Source organism: Luminiphilus sp. nBUS_07, from assembly GCF_051201685.1.
Classification (GTDB): Bacteria; Pseudomonadota; Gammaproteobacteria; order Pseudomonadales; family Halieaceae; genus Luminiphilus.
The window spans coordinates 1,662,398-1,685,248 of record NZ_CP179213.1 but is presented as its reverse complement, the minus strand read 5'-3'; the positions used below and the strand labels follow the sequence as shown (position 1 = coordinate 1,685,248).

Sequence of the window (22,851 nt, the reverse complement as noted above, 5' to 3'; positions counted from 1 at the left end):
TTGTCAGCGCCGATTTTGCAAAGCAACGCGGCGCTCTAATTCGCGGATTTGCTGACGCATGTGCTCAATGCTTTGCCGGGTCACCCCGCTGCGAGTTTCATCTAATAAATAACCATCCAAATTCTTCGCCACGGCCTTAGCGGTCTCGTGCATGTAATCAAAAGCCTTTAACATATCCTCAGGTCCGGGCAATGTGATAAAGAACATCAAGCCACGAGTGTAGAGCGAACCCATCTCATCGATATTGAAAACCCCGGGCTTAAGCATGTTGCACACGCTAAATTGGATCGGGCCCCGTCCAGCCCGATGCTCATGCCGGTGGAAAAAATCCATATCACCAAAACGCAAATCGCAGGCAAGAAGCACGCCTAAAATGTCTGAACCGGCAAACCCTGACTCCGATCGCGACATGACGTTAAGAACAAAAACATGGGGATCAAGGTCACGGGGCAACCGGGCTTCAGGCTCCGGCTCGGCCTCAGGCACGTCTAGCCCCTCCAACCAATCCATCGTCTCTACCGCAGAGTCCTCATCTTGTGGCCCGCTCTTAGCCGCCTGCGCCACGGTATTTTCTGGTGCGGCCTCGGGGACAGGGTCTTGTGCTAACTCAGCTTGCTGAGCTGGTGCGAAACTCACAGGCTCATGATCGTCATCAGTGGCTGAAAATGATGGAAGCTCTGGCTCGGATTCTAGCTTTGGCTTGGGTTCTGGCTCGGACTCAACTGCTGGCTCTTGATGCGTGGATAATACCTCGGAGGACTCCGTTGCCGCCTGCGCGGACACCGCACTGGTGCTAGCGTCACTCGACGGCATTGGATTTGTCACAACAGACTCCGCAGCAGCACCCTCAGTCACTGAGGAGGGCTGAAGATCACTACGACTGACAATACGAGCCCCGCCGTTAGGTAGCTCAGTCAACAGATCAAAGGAATCGTCGTCAACCTCTTCAAGGTCGCGCCGAGAGATTTTTGCATTAAGACGCACCTCGTCGCGACGATCTTTGAACACCCGTCTCAGTGCGTCGATCAACACCACCATAATCAGGCAGACGCCTATGATGATCATCCAGTCCCGAATCATATGATCCATCGCCTTTCCCCCTCTCCGGCGTTAACTGGCTGCGAGCTGTGCCGCTTCCTCAATATCCACAGTAACCAGACGTGACACTCCGGGCTCGTGCATCGTGACGCCCATCAAATGATTCGCCGCTTCCATGGTGATTTTATTGTGCGTGATAAAGATAAACTGAACCCGCTCTGACATTTCTTTCACCATACGGGCGTAGCGTCCGACGTTGGCATCATCCAGCGGCGCATCAACCTCATCCAGCATGCAAAACGGCGCCGGATTAAGCTGAAATATTGAAAACACTAAAGCGATAGCTGTCATTGCCTTCTCACCACCCGACAGAAGGTGAATCGTGCTGTTTTTCTTGCCGGGAGGCCTGGCCATGATCGCAACCCCGGTATCCAGCAGATCGTCACCTGTCATCTCAAGGTTAGCGGTTCCACCACCAAAGACCCTCGGAAACAACTCAGCAAACCCTGAATTGATCTGCTCGAATGTCTCTTTAAAGCGACTGCGGGTCTCTTTATCAATTTTACGAATAGCGCCCTCAAGCGTCTGCAGCGCTTCCTGAAGGTCAGCATCTTGAGCATCGAGATAAGTTTTACGCTCTGAGGCCTTAGCGTACTCATCGATAGCCGCTAAATTAATAGGACCCAAACGCGCTATACGAGCCGCCACACGCTCTACTTTCACTTGCCATTCGGGCTCGGAGGCATCCTCCGGGAGACGTTCCACCACCTCTTGAGGGCTCACTTCAAGCTCTCTAAGTAAACCTTCAAGATTCTCAATCCTGACGTTTCTTTCAGCCTGACGTAAGCGACCGGACTCCAGTTCAGAATAGAGCGCCTGTAGCCTGTGCTCCGCAGCAAGCTTAAGTTTTTCCTGCTCTCTCAACGCATGATCGTTATCAGACACCCGTTGTCTAGCGGCGGTTAACGCTGTCTCCGCGTCGACACGTTGAGCCAATAAAGTCTCCAGTTCAGACTGAAGTTCAGCATCAGGGTTATCGCCGACGGGCAGTTGCTCTGCGAGATCGCTTACCCTGCCCTGCAACTGCTCCACTTGTTGTTCGAGGCGCGCAATGGAACTCGCAACCGTCTCAACCTGACTGTCGAGGCTTTGCACGCGGACATCCGTGCGGTGCGCGTTATCACGGGCTTCGCGAGCGCCTTCGCGAGCCGTTTGTAGCTGGCTGTTCAGTTTATCCCGCTCTTGGCCTAAGGCGGAGCGCTGCTCACCGTCGAGGGCCATTTGGTCGATCGCCGTTTGCAATTCTGATCTTGCCGCAGCAAGTGAGGTTTGCTCCGTCTCAAACTGAGATCCTGAGTCGGCTAAATCTGCCTGAAGCTGCTGAGTTCGCTGGCGCATTTGTTCAACGGCAGCAACTCTCGCACCACGCTCAGTAACCTTGGCCGCTTGATCTTGCACCGTGGTTTTAAGTGTTGCTTCCCCGGCTCTGCGCTGGTCTTCGTTGCCGCGTCTTGATTCCTGAAGCTCAGCGAGGGTTTGATTAATCGTTTGTAGCGATGCCTCGAGCTCAGCCAGCTCTGCAGCTACTGCGTCGAGGGACGCTTTGCGCAGTATTATTCCCTGACCAGCATCGCTCTTTGACGGTTTAGAGGCCCACCCGTACCCCAACCAGTCGCCCTCGGGGGTGATAACCGACGCGGTATCTGCCAGCGTCGTCAAAAGTCTCTGAGCATCTACCAGATCTGCAGCGATATGTACGCCTGCCAGCACCGCGAGCACGGACGCAGGCCCTACGACCTTCTCAGCCAGCGTTCCAGGCGCGCCCGTGCCCACTTCGCCGGCCGCCAAAATACTGGCACCCGCAGGCGCGGAACCAAAAGCTGCTTGAACTTGAGTAAAAGACTGGGTACACACACCCGTTAGCCGTGCTGCCAAAACACATTCTACGGCCATCGACCACTGGTCTTGAACCTGCAAGGCCTCGTACACATTGCCACTGCTATCGAGCCCCATATCCGCGAGCCATTGTTGTGTCGCTGAGACATCGCCTTCGGCCAGCGCTGCTTCTTGCAGTGCCTGAAGTGATGCTTCTTGACCCTTTAGCTGCTGCACCCGGGCGCGCACCTGATCTTGCTCATCCCGCAAGCGCTCAATGTTTTCGCGCTGTTGGGTCACTTCGGCATCAAGCTGGAGTAACGCGGCCTCTTGAGCCTTAACCGCCTCCTCGCCATCACGAATTTGCGCTTCCAACTCGGGCAGGTCTTTGTCGACATCCTCCTCGGCCAGCGCTTCAAGCTCCTTGCGCAACTTTCCTCCGCGCTCATGAATTCGCTGAAGCACTTGCTCTAGGTAGACGATGCGACTTTGTTGCACCTCAGAGGCCTGCTTAGGACCAGCAGCACTTTGGTTAAATTCGTCCCAGCGGCTTTGCCATTGCGTCATAGCCTCTTCGGCTGCGGCAGATAATCCCGCAGCAGTGTCAGCGGCTCCTCGCTGCTCAACGAGCAAGGGACGCAAGGATTCGAGCTCGGCTCGCCAAGCACCCAGGCGCTCGGTATCCGCATTTAGGTGCCCTTTTGACTCCTGCAAACCCTCGCGGGTCTGCAACAAATCGGATTCAATAGTGGCACGCCGCTCCTGCTCGTATTTCAAAGCCTGCTCGACCCGGGTGACCTCCCCGCCAACTGAATAGTAATCGGCCTGAACACTGTTAAAGGCATCGGTAGCTTCAGCTAGAGAAACTCTCGTACCTTCAATATCTGCGCCCACCCGCTCGAACGCAGCGCGCTCGGCCTCTTGTTTGATATCAAGATCCGCAAGGGCTTGCTGGCTCTCCTTGCTGCTTTGCTGAAACTCACGCCACTGCAGTCCAAGAAGCTGAGATTTAAGCTCGCGTTCTTCGGCACGAAATTCAGCATACTTTTCTGCGGCTTGAGACTGGCGCAGTAAATGTTGAAGGTTGCGTTCTAACTCTTCACGTAGATCGGCAAGGCGATCCAGGTTTTCAAGTGTTCGCCGCATCCGGCTCTCAGTTTCACGGCGGCGCTCTTTATACTTCGAGATTCCAGCCGCTTCTTCAATAAATATCCTGAGTTCTTCTGGCTTGGACTCAATTAAACGAGAAATCATGCCCTGTTCAATGATGGCATAACTTCTAGGCCCCAAACCGGTGCCCAGAAACAGGTCTGTGATATCTCGGCGACGGCATTTAGCGCCATTTAACCAGTATTCCGATGTGCCCTCGCGACCGACAACTCGACGCACCGATATTTCCGAATAAGCTGCGTACTCTCCCACCAACTTGCCAGAGGTATTGTCAAAGATCAGCTCAATAGACGCCTGCCCAACGGGCTGACGGTGGGTCGTTCCGTTGAAAATTACATCCGTCATGGCCTCGCCACGGAGGTTCTTCGCCGAGCTCTCCCCCAAGACCCATCGCACTGCGTCGATAATATTGGATTTGCCGCAGCCGTTTGGTCCCACGACAGAGCACATGTTGCTTGGAAAGTTGACCGTAGTAGGGTCAACGAAGGATTTGAAGCCAGCCAGCTTTATGGATTTGAGACGCATTTACCTACCTATTGAAAAACGACAGACCGTAACACTGACGACACAACATGTAGTGTATACCCTGAGGCCTCACAACACTATATCTAGCCTTAGGACCAGTTCACGATTTCGTCACTGTGGCTCGACAGCCTCGAGAATCAGCTGGATCGCCGCGTCTGTGCTTGGCTCTACATTAGCCGCGGTCGCCAGCCAGCTGGCATTAGCCCGCCCCGGCTGACCCGTAGCAGACAGCTGCACCTCAATATCGACCCGGTTTAGTGCTGATATCTTCTGTCCGGCCATTGAGGAGGCATCGTCTAGACGTACCGACAGCGGCAGTTCACTGGCACTGCGTCGAACGGCTGCCGTTGGCATACGCTGTGTTGCACCGCTGGGACGCGCAACAATGAAGACTGTCCCACGAGGGGTGCTACCGTCAGGCATTGCAACATTGACGGTGACACCGATGCCCGGGGTTAGCTCGGCTCCAGATTTAGGCATAGCCATAGATGCTGCGGGTTCATTAGACAGCCCTCCCCGCGTCTTTGCTTCGGCAATAATCGTTGTCAACATTTGGAAACCCGGAGTCCCAGGCGCCTCAAACGCTAGCAACCGCTCCCAGTACTGAAGCGCCTGGCTGTAATTACCGGCCTCAAAAGCCGCCATCCCTAGAGTACCCAGAGCACTGCGCTGCTCAGGATTTATCGCTAGGGCGGCCTCAGCCCTGCGCCTGGCCTGATCAGTTAGCAACCGCTCCCCTTTCAAATATTCGGCCTGAGCGGCACGCGCAAGTAGCTCGGCACTCTCGGGAAACTGCTGCAGTAATTGCTCGTAGATCTCCAGCGCCTGCACATGCTCGTTTTGCGCTGTGTAGTATTCTCCAAGCAGCGACAAGTACTCCACGTTGCCGGGTTTAGCGTCCGATCGCAGCTCAATGTCAGCCAGCAGGGTTTGCACTTCCGCCGGGGAAGCGTCCTGCATATTTTCTAAAGCTGCAGTAATGCGCACATCTTCAATCGCACCAAGGTCCCAATAGAGCAGCACGGGAACAATGACGACCACCATAACCAATAGCAGTGCACCTGCTATCCCTCCCGCAAATTTCCCCGTGCTCTCAGTCGCCACTTCGCTGACAGGGTCCGGTGTTTCGTCCAAAATACGCAGCTCTGCATCACGGCTAAGGGTTTGTTGTTCTGCTAGCCCGCTGTCTTGTAGTTCACTTTGCCGCAGCGTAAGCCAGTCTAAATTGGACTCCCCCTGCCAACGACGGCTGTGCCATCGAGGTATCAGAAGAAGCCCAAGGGCGACCAGCGTAAGGGCCGCCGCAGCAACGTAGAAAGTCGTCACGCTTGCCGCTCCCGCTCGCCACTGAGTTTTGTCATTTGAGCGCGAAGCGCCTCCCGCTCTTCCTCCGTGGGCTCCGCAGGAGCTGTGGCCCTATGTCTCCCTCGAAGATGCATTGCTAAGGCTGCCAAAGTCACCAATGTCAGGAGCAATGGGCCATACCAAAGCAACGCCGTGTTGCTGTCTAAACCGGGACGGTAACGCACAAATTCTCCGTAGCGAGCCACCATAAAACTCAATATCTCATCGTCGCTGGCGCCCGACTCTAGCTGCTCATGCAATAAAAATCTTAGGTCTTTTGCGATAGGGGCATTCGAGTCTGCGATGGTTTGATTTTGGCATTTTGGGCACCGCAGCTCATCGCTGAGGCTGTGGTAGCGACGCTCTAAAGTCACATCTGAAAACTCATAGGTCTCGATAACCGCTTGAGCCGCTATTGCTACGGCGCAGAGGCTGCAAGCCAGCAACCAGCGAACCACCAAGTCATAGAACCTCACTGCAAGACACTCGTAATTTTTGGCTGCGGAAACCACGCGGACAATACGCTCTGCCATACTTGCTCATCGACAACACCAACATGCCGATATTGAACGACGCCCTCAGCGTCCACTACGTAGGTTTCAGGTGCGCCGTATACGCCCATGTCCAGCCCCAACATACCCTCGGTGTCAGACAGCGTTAATGCATAGGGATCGCCTAGGTCCTCAAGCCAACCGATTGCCTTGTCGCTGTCGTCTTTGTAATTGAGCCCAATTATTCTGACCCCCTGAGCCGCCAATTCCAGCAAGAAAGGGTGCTCCACTCGGCACGAGTAACACCAAGTCGCCCAAATATTTACCAGCATGGGCTCACCGACAATGCGCTGACGAGAAAGCACTTCCGAAGAGTGTAATTCCTCCAGCTCAAAGTCCGGCAAAGGCTTCCCCACCAACGCAGATGGCAGCGAAGTCGGGTCTAGGGACAACCCCTTGAACAGCAGCAGGCTCAAGAGAATAAAGGCCGCGAGTGGCAGAAATAATCTAAGCCTTGGCATGAGCGGGGCTTGCTAGCGACGACTGATTTTTGGCCGTATCCCTGTGCCGATCGCGCAGGCGGTAGCGGCGATCAAAGGCCGTGGTGATGGCACCAAAACCAATCATCAAAGCTCCAAACCATATCCATCGAATCATAGGCTTATACTGCAGTCGTATAGCCCAAGCGTCTTCTCCAACGGGCTCGCCCATAGCAATAAACAAGTCCCTGAAGACTCCAGGGTCGATAGCTGCCTCTGTCATAATCTGACCGCTCGCGCGATACCGACGTTTTTGAGGCGACAGTTCCGCCACTAACTCATTCCCGTTAAACACTCGAAAATTCGCCTGATCGGCATCGTAATTAGGGCCCGCCACTCTGACGACATTCACGAACTCAAAGCGATAGCCCGCCACCTCTTCGATATCACCCGGCAGCATGCGCAAATCTTTCTCTACATTGTGTTGACTCACCACCGTCACGCCAATGATCATGGCGGCAAAACCAGCATGGGCCATCAGCATGCCCAAGTAGCTCGGCGTAAGCCGCCGCCATTTGCTTGCCAAACCTGAAGCCGAGCGTGTCCGCTCCAAAAAGTCCCGCAGCAGTCCGACTAGCAGCCAACCCGAGAACAAAATAGCCAAAGCCACCCACAGATTGAAGCCCAGAGACACTGCAGGCAGTACAAGTGCGCAGACGGCCACAACAGCGGCAGGAACGAGCAGCTCTTGGCGCCATCGCGAGGGCGTGTCCTGTTTCCACCGGCTCACCGGGCCTATTCCCATAAAAGGCACCAACAGTGCCATTAGTGGCACGAAGACCGCGTTGAAATAGGGAGGGCCTACCGAATACTTTCCCTGACCTAACGCGTCCATCACCAACGGGAAAAGGGTTCCCAGGAGGACGGTGGTTGCTGAGATCACGAAGATGAAATTGTTCGCCAATAGCAAAGCTTCTCTCGAGAACGCTCCATACTGAACTCGACTGGCAACCGTGGGTGCCCGCACTGCGTACAAGACCAATGAGCCGCCAATAACCAGCCCGAGAAAGATCAGTATAAATAACCCTCTATCGGGATCTGCAGCAAAAGCATGAACTGAAGTAAGTACACCGGAGCGAACCAAAAACGTCCCTAGTAACGACAATGAAAAAGCCGCTATCGCCAAAAGCACTGTCCAAGACCTAAACAGCCCCCGCTTCTCTGTCACCGCCAGGGAATGCACGAGTGCAGTGCCCACCAACCAAGGCATAAAAGAAGCATTTTCAACAGGGTCCCAAAACCACCAGCCCCCCCAGCCCAATTCATAGTAGGCCCACCAACTCCCCAACATGATGCCCAAAGAGAGGAAACCCCAGGCCACATTTGTCCAGGGGCGGGACCAACGCGCCCACGCTGCATCTAGACGCCCGCCCATTAATGCCGCGATAGCAAAGGCGAAGGGCACAGAAAATCCTACGTAGCCCATATACAGTAAGGGGGGGTGAATGATTAGCCCCGGATCCTGGAGCAATGGGTTAAGGTCACGGCCCTCGGCGGGAATACCGGGTAACAGCCGCTCGAAAGGATTTGAAGTTAGCAATGAAAACGCGATGAACCCAACCGCGACTAACCCCATGACTCCCAACACTCGCGCCAGCACCACGAGGGGCAAGCCGCGACTAAACTGAGCGACTGCCACCATCCAGCCGGACAGAATCAATACCCAGAGTAAGAGCGACCCTTCATGGTTGCCCCACACCGCAGAGAACTTGTAGATGTCAGGCATAAAACTGTTGGAATTTGACGCAACGACTTTGACCGAAAAGTCATCTTGCAAGAACGTGGTGGTCAATATCCCAAAAGCAATTAACAAAAAAACAAAAACGCCTACCGCAAGGGGCGGCGCCAATAGCATGCTGTCAGAGTGACCACGCCACGCCCCGATCAGAGGAACAATCCCCTGCAGGCATGCGAGCACGAACGCAATGATCAGCGCGAAATGTCCCAGCTCTGCAAGCATTAACCACCCTCCTGCAAATTATAAGCGCTGGCGTTGGGCTTTTTGCCCTCTAGCGCGGCAGCCACTTCCGGTGGCATGTAGTTTTCATCGTGTTTCGCTAAGACTTCCGTAGCCATAAACCGACCGTCCGTGGTCAGCATGCCTGAGGCCACCACGCCCTCACCTTCGGCAAACAGGTCCGGCAAAATTCCGGTGTAGCTGACCTCTACCACCCCGTCGTAGTCTGTGACCGAAAACACGGTGGTTAGATCGGTTTCTGAGCGCTGAATACTGCCTTCAACGACCATACCGCCAACTCTAATCGCACGATCGATGGGGGCGTTACCCGCGGTCACCTCGGCGGGCGGGTAGAAAAGATTGATGTTGCCGCGCAGTGCATAGCTGACCAATCCAATGGCAGTACTGGAAAATATCACGATACCAAGAGCAACAATCAGCCGCTGCTTACGTTTCGGGTGCATGGTTTTCTCCCGAGGCAGTTGAGACGGCGGCTCGGCGCTGCTCGTCATAGCGAATATCCCGGGTCAGTTGCCGACCACGAATCCAGGGGGATACCACCAAAAACAGAATGATCAGAGCAGTGATGCTGTATGCCGCCCAAACGTAGGGTCCGTGCCCCTCCATGTGCCAAACGGCTGACCAGGTTTCAAAGTACATCAGGACAACTCCGATCTCAGCCAAGACGTTTGGCGATGCGTGGTCAGCAGCTCTGTGCGCATCCGCAATAGCACGCATAACGCAAATAGCCCATAAAAAGCCACAATCATCAATAGCAAGGGATAGAGCATTGATGCGTCGATCGCACTCTCTCCGGTAAACTTTATCGACGCCGGCTGGTGCAAGCCGTACCACCAATCTACCGACTTATAAATGATGGGGATATTGACGGTACCAACAAGAGACAAAACCGCGCAGGCTTTGGCGGCAGCAGCTTTATTATCGAAGGCCTCTGACAGCGCCATCACCCCCAGATACAGAAACAACAAAATCAGCATAGAAGTAATACGGGCATCCCACACCCACCACGCTCCCCATGTGGGTTTGCCCCAGATAGATCCCGTCACCAATGCCACAAACGTCAGGGCTGCGCCGACGGGTGCTAACGCTCGCATCGCCGTGTCCGCCATTTTGATTTTCCAGACGATGCTCATTAAGCCGGCGGTTGCCATCACGTAGTACCCCGCAAGAGCAACGACCGCCGCTGGAACGTGAATGAAGATGATGCGATAGCTATTCCCCTGGCGATAATCGGGTGGCGCTACAAGCAAACCCCAAACGCAGCCGACAACGAGCGCCACGAGCACGATAGGTAATAGCCATGCGATAGCGCCGTTAGCGAAACGATAGAACCAGGGGGGCGATCCCATTTTGTGCACAATTGACCACATGCTGTGATTATATCCCGTTCCAGCTCAAAAACCTTGTCCTCAAGCTTCTAATGAAATCCGCAAGCCCGCTGCGATTGCGAATGGCGCCAAAACACACCCACCTGCTGCCAGAGCACCCAGCAGCGCCAGCCATGATGACGGATCGTAGCCCAGGGCGGCCTCGCGTACAGCAGCCGTGCCGAAAATCAGAACAGGCACAGTAAGAGGAATCGACAGCAACGACAAAAGCACCCCGCCACGCCGCAGTGCAACGGTGAGTGAGGCCGCCACGGCGCCAATAAGAGACAAGCATAGAGTGCCCAGCGCTAAGCTTGTCATCAGCACGGGAATAGCTCGAGAGGGCATATTGAGTAAAACGGCAAAAGCCGGTGATGCCAGAGCGAGCAAAACGCCACTGAGTAGCCAGTGACAAAGAACTTCAACCATCGCGGAGATTGCAAGAGGATGTGGCGAAAGCACGAGCTGCTCGAGGGTGCCGTCTTCAAAATCAGCCTGAAACAGGCGGCCACTGACAACCAGGCTTGAGAGCAGTGCCACGACCCATAGTATTCCCGGTGCCAAGGCCGCTAGCACTGTTGGGTCTGGCCCCAAACCAATGGGAAAGAGCGTAATGACCATTAAAAAGAAAATTAAGGGGCCAACAATATCGCTGGGACGCCGCAGCGCGACCTGCAGGTGGCGCCGCCCCTGATAACGCAGGAATGCGCCCGCCTCAGGCAGCATACTTATCGAGGTCCAGAACTTTCAGCTCAGGCAAATGCGTAGGCTGGTGGCTCGTAAACACAACTCCGCCACCGGTGGCACAGTGGTGTTGTATCTGTGCTTCGAGTATCGCCGTTCCGTCCACATCAATGGCTGTAAATGGTTCGTCAAGCAACCACAGTAGCGCCTCCGATAACCACAATCGCGCCAAACCGACTCGACGCTGCTGCCCCGCTGACAACTGGCAGATAACCGTATCTTCATAACCCTCAAGCCCTACCCGAGCCAATGCGGCATCGATCTTTTGCCCATCGCAGGTGACGCGGCCACTGCCATGCCATCGCAAATTCTCGCGACAACTGAGTAACGGCTTCAGCCCCGGAAGATGCCCTTGGTACAGCACGCTATCTGTGCCGCCTCGGTAGCCCTGCACACCCAGACGCGTCAACCCTGCCATAGCCCTCATGAGACTGGTTTTGCCGCTACCGTTACTACCCAGCATTTGCCAGCAGTCCCCCGGACGCACGGTGAGGGACACACCCGTGAGTAACCGCCGCACACCTCGCTCTAGGTCGATGGACTCAAGTCTTAGTAGGTCATCCGCCATCTAAAAGAGATTTCTCATAGCTGCACCACCTTCAACTCAGGGAGGTGAATTTCTTTATCAACTTCGATAGATAGGTCTCTGAAGTTAAACAGGTTTTGATCGGCCAGTTGCGACGGAGAAACGCTGCTTAGTGCTTTAAAAATGGTTTCAATGCGGCCAGGATATTGTCTCTCCCAGCCCTGCAACATCTGCTTAATTTCCTGTCGCTGCAAATTGGTCTGAGACCCGCACAAGTTGCAGGGGATAATCGGAAACGCCTTGGCTACAGCGTATTTTGCAATGTCCGCCTCCTTGCAATAGGCCATGGGCCGAATCACTACATTTTTGCGATCGTCGCTTAACAACTTTGGCGGCATCGCTTTTAGCTTTCCCGCAAAAAAAAGATTCAAAAAAAGTGTCTCAACGATATCGTCGCGGTGATGCCCCAGAGCGATTTTACTGGCCCCTATCTGCTCGGCAAACCCGTAGAGCGTACCCCTGCGCAACCTCGAGCAAAGTCCGCAGGTCGTTTTACCCTCAGGAATGACTGACTTCACCACACTGTAGGTGTCTCGCTCTAAAATATAGTAGGGAACGCCCAGATCCTCCAGATAGTTGGGCAGTACCTCCTCGGGAAAATCAGGCTGCTTTTGATCTAAATTGACCGCAATCAGTTCGAACTCCACCGGGGCACGGTCTCTGAGGCTCAGCAAGATATCGAGCATCGCATAGGAGTCTTTGCCCCCAGACAGGCACACCATAATGCGGTCCCCCTCTTCGATCATCGCAAAATCAGCAATAGCTTTCCCAACATTGCGCCGCAAACGCTTATGCAGCTTGTTCAAGGCATAATCCTGCTTGCGCGTGTCTTTTGAGGAATGACCGCGGCCTAAGCTTGCGTCTTGGATGAAATTGTCTCTGGCAGGTCCTGACATGGCCGTACACCGGTCGAAAGAAGCGTCGATCATATAGAAAGGCAGCTTTTGGGTCCAAATACACACATAAAATTTGTTTAGGTCCTGTTACGACTTGAGTTTTTGTTGTCAGCACCGGAAAATCGCGCCCGCAGCAGGCGTTGTCAGCGGAAAACCCCTTGACCCTGCGCAGCAATCCGCTTCCCACTGAGGATCATGATTATGAAAGCTCCCGTTCGCGTAACGGTTACTGGCGCCGCAGGCCAAATTGGTTACGCCCTTCTATTTCGTATCGCCTCTGGCGCCATGTTGGGCGATGACCAACCCGTAATTCTACAGTTACTAGACATCACTCCAGCCATGACCGCGCTAGAGGGCGTGCGCATGGAATTGGACGACTGCGCTTTTCCTTTATTAGCGGGTGTTGTATGCACTGACGATCCCAACGTGGGCTTCAAAGATACCGATTACGCCTTGCTTGTGGGGGCTAGGCCCCGAGGACCAGGCATGGAGCGAAAAGACTTGCTCGAAGCCAACGCCGCCATCTTTTCAGTACAGGGCAAAGCGCTCAATGATCACGCTTCGCGGAACGCCAAAGTCCTCGTAGTCGGCAACCCCGCCAACACCAATGCTTTGATTACACAACGCAATGCACCCGACCTAGACCCACGCAACTTTACCGCCATGACTCGCCTCGATCACAATCGAGCTGCGACGCAGATTGCGCAAAAAACCGGAACCACCGTTAATGACATCACCTGCATGACGATCTGGGGAAATCACTCCGCAACACAGTACCCCGACCTGTTCAACGCCAAGGTGAAAGATGAGAAAGCGATCGACCTTATTGATCAGGCTTGGTACGAAGACAACTTTATACCGACAGTACAACAACGAGGTGCTGCCATCATTGAAGCGCGGGGAGCATCCTCTGCGGCCTCGGCGGCCAATGCGGCCATCGACCATATGCGCAGTTGGGCTCTTGGCACTGACGGTGACGACTGGGTCTCCATGGGCGTTTACTCAGACGGCTCTTATGGCATACCCCAAGGACTTATCTACTCATTTCCCTGCCGCTGTGCCGATGGCGATTGGTCCATCGTGCAGGGCGTTGATGTCGGTGAGTTCAGTCGGTCAAAGATGGATGCCACGGCTAAAGAACTCTCAGATGAGCGAGATGCCGTCGCGCATCTTTTAGGATAATTCCTCCTAGAGCTCGCGCAAGACAACAAGCGGTGGCGCTGCCACCGCTTTGCGACAGCTCAAAACTCCTAGCCCACCAATGAGACTCACACCAGCAAAAATACTCCAGGGCCACAGCCAAGGGCTCGCCTGATATGTGAGGTCAAGGGCTTGGGTCTGCAGTGCCCAAGCCGCCATTTCAGCGCCCAATACAGCGAGTAACCCTGCAAATGCACCGAGGGTCGCAAACTCTATGAGCAGTGCGCCCAGCAACAGACTCTTTTTAGCTCCCAACGCTCTTAGCAGCGCACTTTCGCGCAGGCGAATATCGACACTGGCCTGAACACCCGCGATTAACACCATGCCACCCGCCAGTAAAATCACCGCCAGTACCAACTCGATGGCTTGGCCCACCCGATCTATGATGGTGCGAATTTCTTCAATGACAATATCAAGCTCAATGATGGTTACCGTAGGAAAAGCGGTTATGAGTTCATTTAACAGCGCCTTTTGCTCCGCAGGCAGATAGAAGCTGGTGAGAAAGGTATTGGGGAAACGCTCCAGAGTGTTCTTGGGGAAAATGACGAAAAAATTGGGCTTCATACTTTGCCAATCAGATTCTCGCAAACTAGAGACCCTAGCCTGGAAGCTCTCCGATGCAATACGCAGTTCTAGGACATCACCGACAGTGGCACCCACACGCTGAGCAAACTCCCTCTCCAGCGACACCTGCGCCTCATTGGTATCGGCATCCCACCATTCGCCGGCGATAATTTCATTGGCCTCGGGCAACGTGTCGGCGTAAGTGAAATTGGCCTCTCGCTGACGTCGTTGCGACTGGGCGCTGTCGGCCGCTGCCAACTTCTCACCGTTAACGGCCATAATCCGGCCTCGAGTCATCGGGAATTGAGGCTGTGACTTGATACCGCGCTCGGCGAGAAAATGGGTCAACGACCCACGCTCGTCGGCCGTAATATTCAGCATAAAATGATTGGGGCTCCCCGGGGGCAACTGGGCCTGCCATTGGTCAATGAGTGCACCCCTGACGATGACGAGTACCAACATCAACATAATCGCAATCGCAAAAATCACCATTTGCAAGGCATTGGCGGTTCCTCGACGCTGCAGATTTGCTAGAGCAAGGCGCCATACGCTACCCGCTGCGCTCCCCAGCGCCCGTCCGCCTCGCAAAAGAATCTGAGCAGCAAAATAGCCTGCCCCGACGGTTAGGGACAAACCCGCTACTACGCTGCCGGTGACTCTTAGGTCCCCCGAGTACCACCACATCAAGCCAAAAATTGAAATCGCGCCCAAAGCATAGTCCATCCAGCGTTGGGCACCACTAGCATCGACATCCCGGCGTAGAACTCGCAACGGGGGTATCTGAGCAAGTCGCTCCAGTGGTGGCCATGCAAAAAACCCGAGGCAAACCAGCGCAGTAGCTCCACCAATTAAATACGGTTCATAACCCACAGCGCCCGGCTGAACGCGCAGTTGCTCGGCAAAAAGCTGGAAGAACAGTGCTTGCAGCGCCCACCCCAGCGCGCAGCCCAATACCGTGGCAATGCCGCCCAACATAAGCAAACTGCCGCCGTAGAGCCTGGCGATTCGCCCACGACTGGCACCCAGGCTTTTCATAATCGCCACATGATCCGTGTGCCGCTCAGAAAATCTTCGGGCTGCCAAGGCTATTGCTGCGGCAGCTAACACCACGCCTAGACTGCCCGCGAGCAATAAAAACCCTTGGGCCCTGTCCAGTGTTCGACTAATGCTGGGCTGACTGTCCTCGACCCCGAGCAAACGTTGACCCTGATTCAACTGCGGCGTTACCCATTGGGTAAAGGCGTCTAGTGCGCTCCCCTCGCCTGCCAGTAACACCCGCCAAGTCACCCGGCTACCGGGCTGGATGACTCCGGTGGCAGGAATGTCAGCCAGGTTCATAAGCAATCTTGGACCATAACCAAAAGCCGCACTGGCCGTGTCGGGCTGCCCACGAACAGCACCAGAAATAACCAGCGCTTTATCTCCAACCCAAACTCGATCCCCAGGCTGGACCTCTAGAAGGGCAAAAAGTCGAGGCGCCAGATAGGCCTCCCCGGGGTTGGGAATACCGGCATCGGTTCGCACCTCACCGTAGGGCGTAGCACTGGACAGAAGCTCCCCTCTCAGTGGATAACCCGAACTGACCGCCATGATTGAAGCGAGATATAAATTGTCACTTTCAGTAACCGCCATAGAGGGAAAGCTCAGGGTCTGAGCCACCGTCAGCCCTTCAAGCTCTGCCTGAGAGGTCCATTCTTCGGAAATGGCCTGACCACTTGTTACCACGCGGTCAGCCGCTAGAAAACGCAAACTTTCGCTAACCAACGCCGACTGGAGACTGCTCACAAATGCACTGATGCCTACCACCACAGAAACCGCCAGCAGAAGTGCTGCAAGTAGCACCCCCAATTCACCCCCACGCCAGTCTCTCAACAAGAGAATAGCCGGATTCATGCCACGACTTCCCGGTCTCAATCGACTGCCTCTAGGTAACCATTTTCCATGACAAACTGCTGATTGCAGCGCTTAGCGAGACGCTCATCGTGAGTGACGAGCACCAGTGTCGTACCTTCCGAGCGGTTTAGGTCAAACAATAATTCAATCACGGTATCGCCGGTGGCCTTGTCTAAATTACCGGTGGGCTCATCCGCAAATAATATTTGTGGTCTGGCAGCAAAGGCTCTCGCGATCGCCACCCGTTGCTGCTCCCCGCCAGACAGCATACTGGGATAATGATTCAAGCGATGGTCTAGGCCCACACGCTCCAAATAGCCAGCAGCACGAGCCAGCGCTGAAGTGTTGCCCGATAACTCCAGCGGCAACATTACGTTCTCTAACGCCGTCAACGCAGGGAGTAGCTGAAAGCTTTGGAAGACAAAACCCACTTTTTCAGCCCGCAGGGCAGCCCGCTGGTCCTCATCGAGCGCTGACAGGGATTGTTCGTCAATAATGACGTCACCTCCGGATGCGACATCTAACCCAGCAAGCAATCCGAGTAGTGTCGACTTTCCAGAGCCGGATACCCCTACAATAGCGGCCGTGTCGCCCTGCTTGATTTCGAAGCTAATGCCCCGCAGGATTTCCAACTCACCGTCCGCTATTGGCACCGACTTCTGGAGATTAATGGTTTTGATCATGCTTACGTACCTCTGGCACAACTTACGTCCCAGACTTGGGCGCGGATTCGCCGTCGTCATTATTGCCGCACAGCTCTGTTCGGCCCCGGCGGCTTTCGGTGCCCCCAAACAACTGTTGGTGCTGGGGGACAGCATCAGTGCCGCCTACGGAATGGACCTCGAACAGGGCTGGGTCGCACTACTGCAGCAGCACTTGAGGGTCAACCGAACAGACTGGACAGTGATCAACGCGAGCATCTCCGGGGATACCACAGGAGGTGGGCTTCAGCGTTTACCCGACCTACTAAAACGCCATACCCCCGACATCGTCGTCATCGAGTTGGGAGGCAATGACGGGCTGCGCGGATTCCCAATAAAAAAACTGAGGGATAATCTCACTGCGCTCACGCTCAATTCTCAAGCAAGCGGCGCTACCGTACTATTACTCAGTATGGAAATCCCACCCAATTTTGGTAACCGGTACACCACGCTATTCCGCGAGAGCTTTTCGATTGTCGCTGCACAAGCCAACGCCAGCGTTGCGCCGTTTATTTTGGCCAACATCGCTCTCAACTCAGAACTCATGCAGGCCGACGGCATTCATCCGACTGCGAACGCTCAGTCTTTGCTACTTGCCAATGTTCTTCCGTACCTGACCCCTCTTCTTCAAGTAACGGAGTCAAAACCTTGACCACTAGACAGCAAAGTGCGCGCCAGCAACAACTCGAAAGCATCATTTTCGGCACAACAACGCCTGCAGGCAAGGCATTTGACCTCAGCCTTTTAGGCATGATTATTGTGAGCGTGGTGGTAGTGATGATGGATTCCGTCGCATCACTACATGAGCAACACGGTCTTACTTTCATGCGTTTGGAGATCGCTTTCACCTTGTTGTTTACCGTGGAGTATTTCACGAGGGTTTGGACCACCGGCAACAGGCTAGCTTACGTCACAAGTTTCTGGGGCATTGTGGATCTGCTCGCGCTACTGCCAACCTACATCGCTTTTCTCATTCCCGAAGCCGCACCGCTGCTCATCATTCGACTCATCCGTGTCATGCGAATATTTCGCGTTTTGAGCCTCTTCGAATTGTTTGCAGAACTCACGGAAATCATCAAAGTTTTGCGCAATACGGCGCGAACCATTCTCGTCTTTTTTGTGCTCGTTATGATCGTGGTCGTTGTTTTTGCCTGCTTGATTTATGTCATTGAGGGCCCTGAACACGGCTTCACGAGCATTCCAGTGAGCGTTTACTGGGCAGTTGTCACCATCACTACGGTGGGTTACGGCGATCTCACGCCTCAAACGGGGCTTGGGAAAAGTCTCGCTGCCTTTGGTATGCTGGTGGGCTACTCCATCTTGGCCGTGCCGACAGCCATTATTACCGCCAAACTGTGGGAGCGCCTCAACAAACGCCGTATCCTGTACGTCAATTGGAACTGTCCGATTTGTTCTGCTGGTGAGCACACCCCTGACGCTGACTTTTGCAAACACTGCGGCGGAAAACTGGATATGCCTGAATCTGTACGAAGTGCCGCATCAGGTCTGGAGAATTCATGACATTGGATCAGACAAAAAAAGGAAGTGCTGTCAGCGGCAAGCAGGACGCTAGCATTACTCCTATTTTTGAGTACCGAAAATTTTGGGCCGAGTGTTTAGGCCCGGCACCGTTTTTGCCGACGTCTCGAGAAGAAATGGATGCACTGGGCTGGGACAGCTGCGATGTCATTGTGGTGACAGGAGACGCCTACGTTGATCATCCTAGCTTTGGTATGGCCGTCATAGGGCGTGTACTCGAGGGTCAGGGCTATCGCGTGGGCATCATTTCGCAACCCAATTGGCACAGCGCAGAGCCCTTCAAAGCGCTGGGCAAGCCAAATCTGTTTATGGGCGTTGCTGCGGGTAACATGGACTCAATGATCAATCATTACACCGCGGATCGAAAACGCCGTAATGACGACGCTTACACGCCGGGCGACCACGCAGGCATGCGTCCTGACAGAGCGGTTACCGTATACAGCCAAAGGGTGCGTGAGGCTTTTAACGACGTGCCAATCGTCATAGGCGGCATTGAAGCCAGCCTGCGCCGAATTGCCCACTACGACTACTGGAGTGAGAAGGTAAGACGATCGGTACTACTCGATTCCAAAGCCGACATTTTGCTGTTTGGCAATGCCGAACGAGCCATAGTGGAACTGACACACCGATTAGCTTCTGGAGAGTCTATTTCAGCGCTACGCAGCATTCGTGGCACCGCCTTTATTACCCGGGGCATCGAGCCGGGTTTTCAAGAGGTGCGCTCTACAGATGTCGATAACCCGGGGCCAATAGATACGCACCCCAACCCCTACGAAGGCATGGAACCTAGCCAGTGTGACACCGATGAGACGTCTGACGACTCGGTGCAACCTTTACGGATTATGCCGGCAAAAAATCCTGCCCACAGCGTGATTCGAATACCCTCTTATGAACAGGTTCGTGACGACCCGGTGCTCTATGCCCATGCTTCTAGAGTGCTGCATAAAGAGACAAACCCCTTCAATGCCCTCCCTCTGATACAAGCGCACGGTGATCGAGACGTATGGATTAACCCCCCACCCATCCCCTTGGAAACCGAAGAACTCGATTGGGTCTTCGAGCTTCCATACGCCCGTCATGCTCATCCCCAGTATGGGGAAGCCAAGGTGCCCGCTTTCGAAATGATCCAGCACTCCGTGAACATAATGCGAGGCTGCTTTGGCGGCTGTACATTTTGTTCAATCACGGAGCACGAGGGCCGCATCATTCAAAATCGCTCGGAAGATTCGATCATTCGTGAAGTCGAACGCATTCGAGATACTAGCCCTGCTTTTACCGGAGTCATCTCGGATCTTGGTGGACCAACCGCCAACATGTGGCGACTGGCCTGCAAGAGCAAGGAAATTGAGGCCAAGTGCCGCAAGCTCTCCTGCGTCTTTCCCGGCATCTGTAAAAACTTAAATACCGATCAAACGCCCTTAATTTCGTTATACCGGCGCGCCAGAGCGGTTCCGGGTATCAAGAAGGTTTTAATTGCCTCGGGGTTGCGCTACGACATTGCGGTGGAGACGCCAGAATACGTCAAAGAGCTCGTAACCCATCACGTTGGCGGCTACCTCAAAATTGCTCCAGAACACACTGAAGACGGGCCTCTGAGCCATATGATGAAGCCGGGCATCGGCACCTATGAGCGCTTCAAGACCCTGTTTGATAAGTATTCGAAAGAGGCGGGGAAAAAACAGTATCTGATCCCCTACTTCATTGCGGCTCATCCCGGAACACGGGATGAAGACATGATGAATTTGGCCCTTTGGTTGAAGCACAATAAATTCAGAGCCGATCAGGTTCAGACGTTCTACCCATCACCAATGGCTACGGCCACCGCGATGTACCACACTCGTCATAACCCGCTAAAACGCATCCGTCGAACAAACAACACCTTGCCGGTAGTCGACAAGCTGAAACAGCGCAGGCTGCACAAAGCCTTTCTCCGCTATCACGACCCGGAAAACTGGCCACTGCTCAGAGACGAACTCAAGCGCATGGGCCGCAGGGATCTGATCGGTAATGGCAAGTTGCATTTGGTTCCCTCCAGAGACCCACCCAAGCGCCACCGTGTGGTCAAAGAAAAGGCACGCCCCTTTGCGACACAGCACACTGGCCTACCAGGGCGTTCAGGAAAACGAAAGAAGTGACGACGAGGGGAATGTTGACGCGCGCGGTTAATGCCCTCCCCAAGTTTTTGTCGGCGCTACTACTCGCCGTTTCTTGGAACGACGTTTTTGCCAGCACTGTGGTTGAGGTAGGAAAAATACTTCCACCAATTTCCATTATCCAAGGTGGTCAGGTCGTGATCGAACGCGATGGGTATCGTGTCGCGCCCTGGTCGGGACCGAGGGACTTAGGCCTGATTCAGGTTATTCAATACGTGCCCGGAACACGCCGAGGCGGCGGTCTTTATGACCCGCTCACAGAGCGGATGAGATTGGAGCTAGAGTTCGCGCGGTATCGAATTACGGCCATTGTCAATCTGGAGGCAGCCGCGACGTTTGCAAAACCCTTCGTTCGCGCCACCGTAGTCGACAAACAACGCGCCTTCAGTTTGGCGACTCTTGTGCTTGATGAAGCTGGCACAGGGCAGGCAGGCTGGGATCTCACCGAGCAGTCGGCGTTCATTGTCACCGACGCTTCGGGCCTAGTGATTGACGCAATCTTCGGTAAGCCTAGCGACAACGACGCGGCACGAATTTTTCAAACTCTGAAAGGCTTATTGAAATCTAATAGTCCTCATTAGGCAGCCACACCACGCTGATTAGCATGTTGGTTTGCACCAGCATGATCTTACTATGTTGTCTTCGGTAGGCACCCGCACCCAAGGCTAGAAAGCAGACGGCGAAGCCTGACCGTGAGTTGGCGTGGTATTTTCAATCGTTAGCGCCGGCTGCCCCTTGAGCACAGGCCTTAATTCGATCTCCTAGCATGCGAAACTCAGCAGCTCTTGGTGTTTTACGCCGCCACATCAAACCGATCTCTCGAGCAATACCGGCGTTCTGAAATGGCGTCACCTCGATATCTGTGCCTGCGGTAATGCCGCTGGCAACCGACATCGCCGGCAATAACGTCACGCCAATACCGTTAGCCACCATCTGAACAATGGTGGCGAGGCTAGTAGCCTGATATGGCACAGAGATCTGCGAGTCCCTGAGTTTACAAGCCTCCAAGGCGTGATCCCGTAAACAATGACCATCCTCAAGTAACAGCAAATCCTCACCCTCAAGGTCGGCTGTTGCCAGTGTTGTGCTTTTAGCCAGGGGATGATGACAGGGACTTGCCAGCAAGAAATCATCTGCCATCAGGGACATCACCTCTACCGAGTCGGCAGGAAATGGGAGCGCCAATAGCAACACGTCTAGCTCGCCTGCGTGCAGGGCCCCCACTAACTGATGACTTAAGTCTTCACGAATATAGAGTTTAAAATCGGGGTACTCCGTGCGCAGGCTACCTAACAGCTGCGGCAGGATAAACGGCGCAATCGTGGGAATCACACCTAAACGCATTCTCCCTGAAAAGGGTTCGCCAGCAGCGGCGCACAGGGAAATCAGCTCTTCAACATCGACCAGCATACTTTGGGCACGAAGCACCACATCATGCCCAAGGCTCGTCAAAAGCACTTTGCGATTATTGCGCTCAATGAGCGATGCCGACAGCGTCTCTTCCAGTTCCTGAATGCCAGCGCTTAGCGTACTTTGGCTGACATAGGATGCCTCTGCCGCGCGGCCAAAATGCTGGTGTTCTGCGACCGCGCACAGGTACTTCAGCTGTTTGAGTGTGGGTTGCCTCGCCATTGAGTTCGCCTATTATCCAAACTGATGCCAATGATCGTAATTTTCGATCATATTTTTTAAAAAATCCATGTAAGCCAAAATCGCTCAGCTTCGGTATATTGAACATCCCCTGTTAGTGACGCAGGGACTCACACGTCACTGCATTTTGATTTCAGGAGAGTAAGCATGGAACTCAAAGGTACCAAAACCGAGAAGAATCTGAAGGATGCCTTCGCAGGCGAATCTCAAGCCAACCGACGTTACCTTTACTTCGCCGCCAAGGCTGATGTCGAGGGTTACAACGATGTTGCCGCTGTTTTTCGATCAACCGCGGAAGGCGAAACAGGCCATGCCCACGGTCATTTGGAGTACTTAGAAGCCGTCGGCGACCCAGCAACGGGATTGCCTATGGGTGACACCCGCAAGAACCTTGAAGCGTCAATCGCCGGAGAGACTCACGAGTACACTGACATGTACCCGGGTATGGCGAGCTCAGCTCGAGAAGAAGGGTTCGACGAAATCGCTGATTGGTTTGAAACTCTTGCCAAGGCCGAGCGCAGTCACGCTAACAAGTTCCAGAAGACTTTGGATACGATGGACGACTAACATCGGGGTAACCCTCGACGATGGGGAGCGC

At 54.2% G+C, this 22,851-nt stretch carries 21 protein-coding genes; 6 read left to right on the top strand and 15 right to left on the bottom strand.

Annotated features, from left to right (window positions below):
- Positions 1-3 precede the first annotated feature (3 nt).
- The 12 genes from zipA to ttcA all read right to left on the bottom strand — a co-directional run bounded on the left by zipA (position 4) and on the right by ttcA (position 12,553).
- The gene (gene zipA / locus ACMAZB_RS07440; protein ID WP_435220004.1) at positions 4-1,089 is read right to left on the bottom strand and encodes a cell division protein ZipA; all 1,086 of its coding nucleotides are present in this window, start codon (positions 1,087-1,089) and stop codon (positions 4-6) included.
- A 21-nt stretch (positions 1,090-1,110) separates the two neighbouring features.
- Positions 1,111-4,608 (bottom strand): chromosome segregation protein SMC, encoded by a 3,498-nt coding sequence (smc, locus tag ACMAZB_RS07435; RefSeq protein ID WP_435220003.1) that lies wholly within the window; start codon positions 4,606-4,608, stop codon positions 1,111-1,113.
- 111 nt (positions 4,609-4,719) lie between these two features.
- Positions 4,720-5,934 carry a c-type cytochrome biogenesis protein CcmI gene (gene ccmI, locus ACMAZB_RS07430; protein ID WP_435220002.1) on the bottom strand — a complete coding sequence of 405 codons (1,215 nt, stop codon included), beginning with the start codon at positions 5,932-5,934 and terminating at the stop codon, positions 4,720-4,722.
- On the bottom strand, positions 5,931-6,485 hold the full coding sequence (locus ACMAZB_RS07425) for a cytochrome c-type biogenesis protein (RefSeq protein WP_435215763.1): 555 nt from the start codon (positions 6,483-6,485) through the stop codon (positions 5,931-5,933). The genes ccmI and ACMAZB_RS07425 overlap by 4 nt, the downstream gene beginning before the upstream one ends.
- Entirely contained in the window at positions 6,425-6,964 is a 540-nt protein-coding gene (locus ACMAZB_RS07420; protein ID WP_435215761.1) for a DsbE family thiol:disulfide interchange protein, read from the bottom strand. Before ACMAZB_RS07420 ends, ACMAZB_RS07425 begins: the two co-directional genes overlap by 61 nt.
- Complete coding sequence (locus ACMAZB_RS07415; protein WP_435220001.1) at positions 6,951-8,942, bottom strand: heme lyase CcmF/NrfE family subunit; 1,992 nt, start codon at positions 8,940-8,942, stop codon at positions 6,951-6,953. The genes ACMAZB_RS07420 and ACMAZB_RS07415 overlap by 14 nt, the downstream gene beginning before the upstream one ends.
- Positions 8,942-9,403, bottom strand: a complete 462-nt coding sequence (ccmE, locus tag ACMAZB_RS07410; RefSeq protein WP_435220000.1) for a cytochrome c maturation protein CcmE — start codon at positions 9,401-9,403, stop codon at positions 8,942-8,944. The genes ACMAZB_RS07415 and ccmE overlap by 1 nt, the downstream gene beginning before the upstream one ends.
- On the bottom strand, positions 9,387-9,599 hold the full coding sequence (ccmD, locus tag ACMAZB_RS07405) for a heme exporter protein CcmD (protein ID WP_435219999.1): 213 nt from the start codon (positions 9,597-9,599) through the stop codon (positions 9,387-9,389). The genes ccmE and ccmD overlap by 17 nt, the downstream gene beginning before the upstream one ends.
- A complete protein-coding gene (locus ACMAZB_RS07400; RefSeq protein WP_435219998.1) occupies positions 9,599-10,330 on the bottom strand; it encodes a heme ABC transporter permease in 732 nt (243 codons plus the stop codon). Before ACMAZB_RS07400 ends, ccmD begins: the two co-directional genes overlap by 1 nt.
- 39 nt (positions 10,331-10,369) lie before the next feature.
- Positions 10,370-11,053, bottom strand: coding sequence for a heme exporter protein CcmB (ccmB, locus tag ACMAZB_RS07395; protein ID WP_435215754.1), 684 nt, complete (start codon positions 11,051-11,053; stop codon positions 10,370-10,372).
- Positions 11,043-11,639, bottom strand: a complete 597-nt coding sequence (gene ccmA, locus ACMAZB_RS07390; protein WP_435215752.1) for a heme ABC exporter ATP-binding protein CcmA — start codon at positions 11,637-11,639, stop codon at positions 11,043-11,045. The genes ccmB and ccmA overlap by 11 nt, the downstream gene beginning before the upstream one ends.
- A 14-nt stretch (positions 11,640-11,653) precedes the next feature.
- Entirely contained in the window at positions 11,654-12,553 is a 900-nt protein-coding gene (gene ttcA / locus ACMAZB_RS07385; RefSeq protein WP_435219997.1) for a tRNA 2-thiocytidine(32) synthetase TtcA, read from the bottom strand.
- Positions 12,554-12,754: 201 nt separating this feature from the next.
- Between ttcA and ACMAZB_RS07380 the strand changes: the two genes are divergently transcribed.
- Complete coding sequence (locus tag ACMAZB_RS07380) at positions 12,755-13,735, top strand: malate dehydrogenase (protein ID WP_435219996.1); 981 nt, start codon at positions 12,755-12,757, stop codon at positions 13,733-13,735.
- Between the two features lie 6 nt (positions 13,736-13,741).
- On the opposite strand, the gene ACMAZB_RS07375 is transcribed toward ACMAZB_RS07380, so the two are convergent.
- Positions 13,742-16,210, bottom strand: coding sequence for an ABC transporter permease (locus tag ACMAZB_RS07375; protein WP_435219995.1), 2,469 nt, complete (start codon positions 16,208-16,210; stop codon positions 13,742-13,744).
- 17 nt (positions 16,211-16,227) lie between these two features.
- Positions 16,228-16,893 carry an ABC transporter ATP-binding protein gene (locus tag ACMAZB_RS07370; protein ID WP_435215746.1) on the bottom strand — a complete coding sequence of 222 codons (666 nt, stop codon included), beginning with the start codon at positions 16,891-16,893 and terminating at the stop codon, positions 16,228-16,230.
- On the opposite strand from ACMAZB_RS07370, the gene ACMAZB_RS07365 reads away from it, so the two are divergent.
- From ACMAZB_RS07365 to ACMAZB_RS07350, 4 genes are read left to right on the top strand one after another with little or no spacing between them, the layout of a single operon-like run.
- Positions 16,892-17,563, top strand: coding sequence for an arylesterase (locus ACMAZB_RS07365; protein WP_435215745.1), 672 nt, complete (start codon positions 16,892-16,894; stop codon positions 17,561-17,563). The genes ACMAZB_RS07370 and ACMAZB_RS07365 overlap by 2 nt on opposite strands.
- Complete coding sequence (locus tag ACMAZB_RS07360; RefSeq protein ID WP_435215744.1) at positions 17,560-18,432, top strand: ion transporter; 873 nt, start codon at positions 17,560-17,562, stop codon at positions 18,430-18,432. The genes ACMAZB_RS07365 and ACMAZB_RS07360 overlap by 4 nt, the downstream gene beginning before the upstream one ends.
- A complete protein-coding gene (locus ACMAZB_RS07355; RefSeq protein WP_435219994.1) occupies positions 18,429-20,585 on the top strand; it encodes a YgiQ family radical SAM protein in 2,157 nt (718 codons plus the stop codon). The genes ACMAZB_RS07360 and ACMAZB_RS07355 overlap by 4 nt, the downstream gene beginning before the upstream one ends.
- The gene (locus ACMAZB_RS07350; protein ID WP_435219993.1) at positions 20,582-21,184 is read left to right on the top strand and encodes a YtfJ family protein; all 603 of its coding nucleotides are present in this window, start codon (positions 20,582-20,584) and stop codon (positions 21,182-21,184) included. Before ACMAZB_RS07355 ends, ACMAZB_RS07350 begins: the two co-directional genes overlap by 4 nt.
- 130 nt (positions 21,185-21,314) lie before the next feature.
- Here ACMAZB_RS07350 and ACMAZB_RS07345 read toward each other — a convergent pair whose 3' ends face one another.
- Positions 21,315-22,235 (bottom strand): LysR substrate-binding domain-containing protein, encoded by a 921-nt coding sequence (locus ACMAZB_RS07345; protein ID WP_435215738.1) that lies wholly within the window; start codon positions 22,233-22,235, stop codon positions 21,315-21,317.
- A gap of 165 nt (positions 22,236-22,400) precedes the next feature.
- Here ACMAZB_RS07345 and ACMAZB_RS07340 point away from each other — a divergent pair, with 165 nt between their 5' ends.
- Complete coding sequence (locus ACMAZB_RS07340; protein ID WP_007233752.1) at positions 22,401-22,820, top strand: rubrerythrin family protein; 420 nt, start codon at positions 22,401-22,403, stop codon at positions 22,818-22,820.
- Positions 22,821-22,851 lie beyond the last annotated feature (31 nt).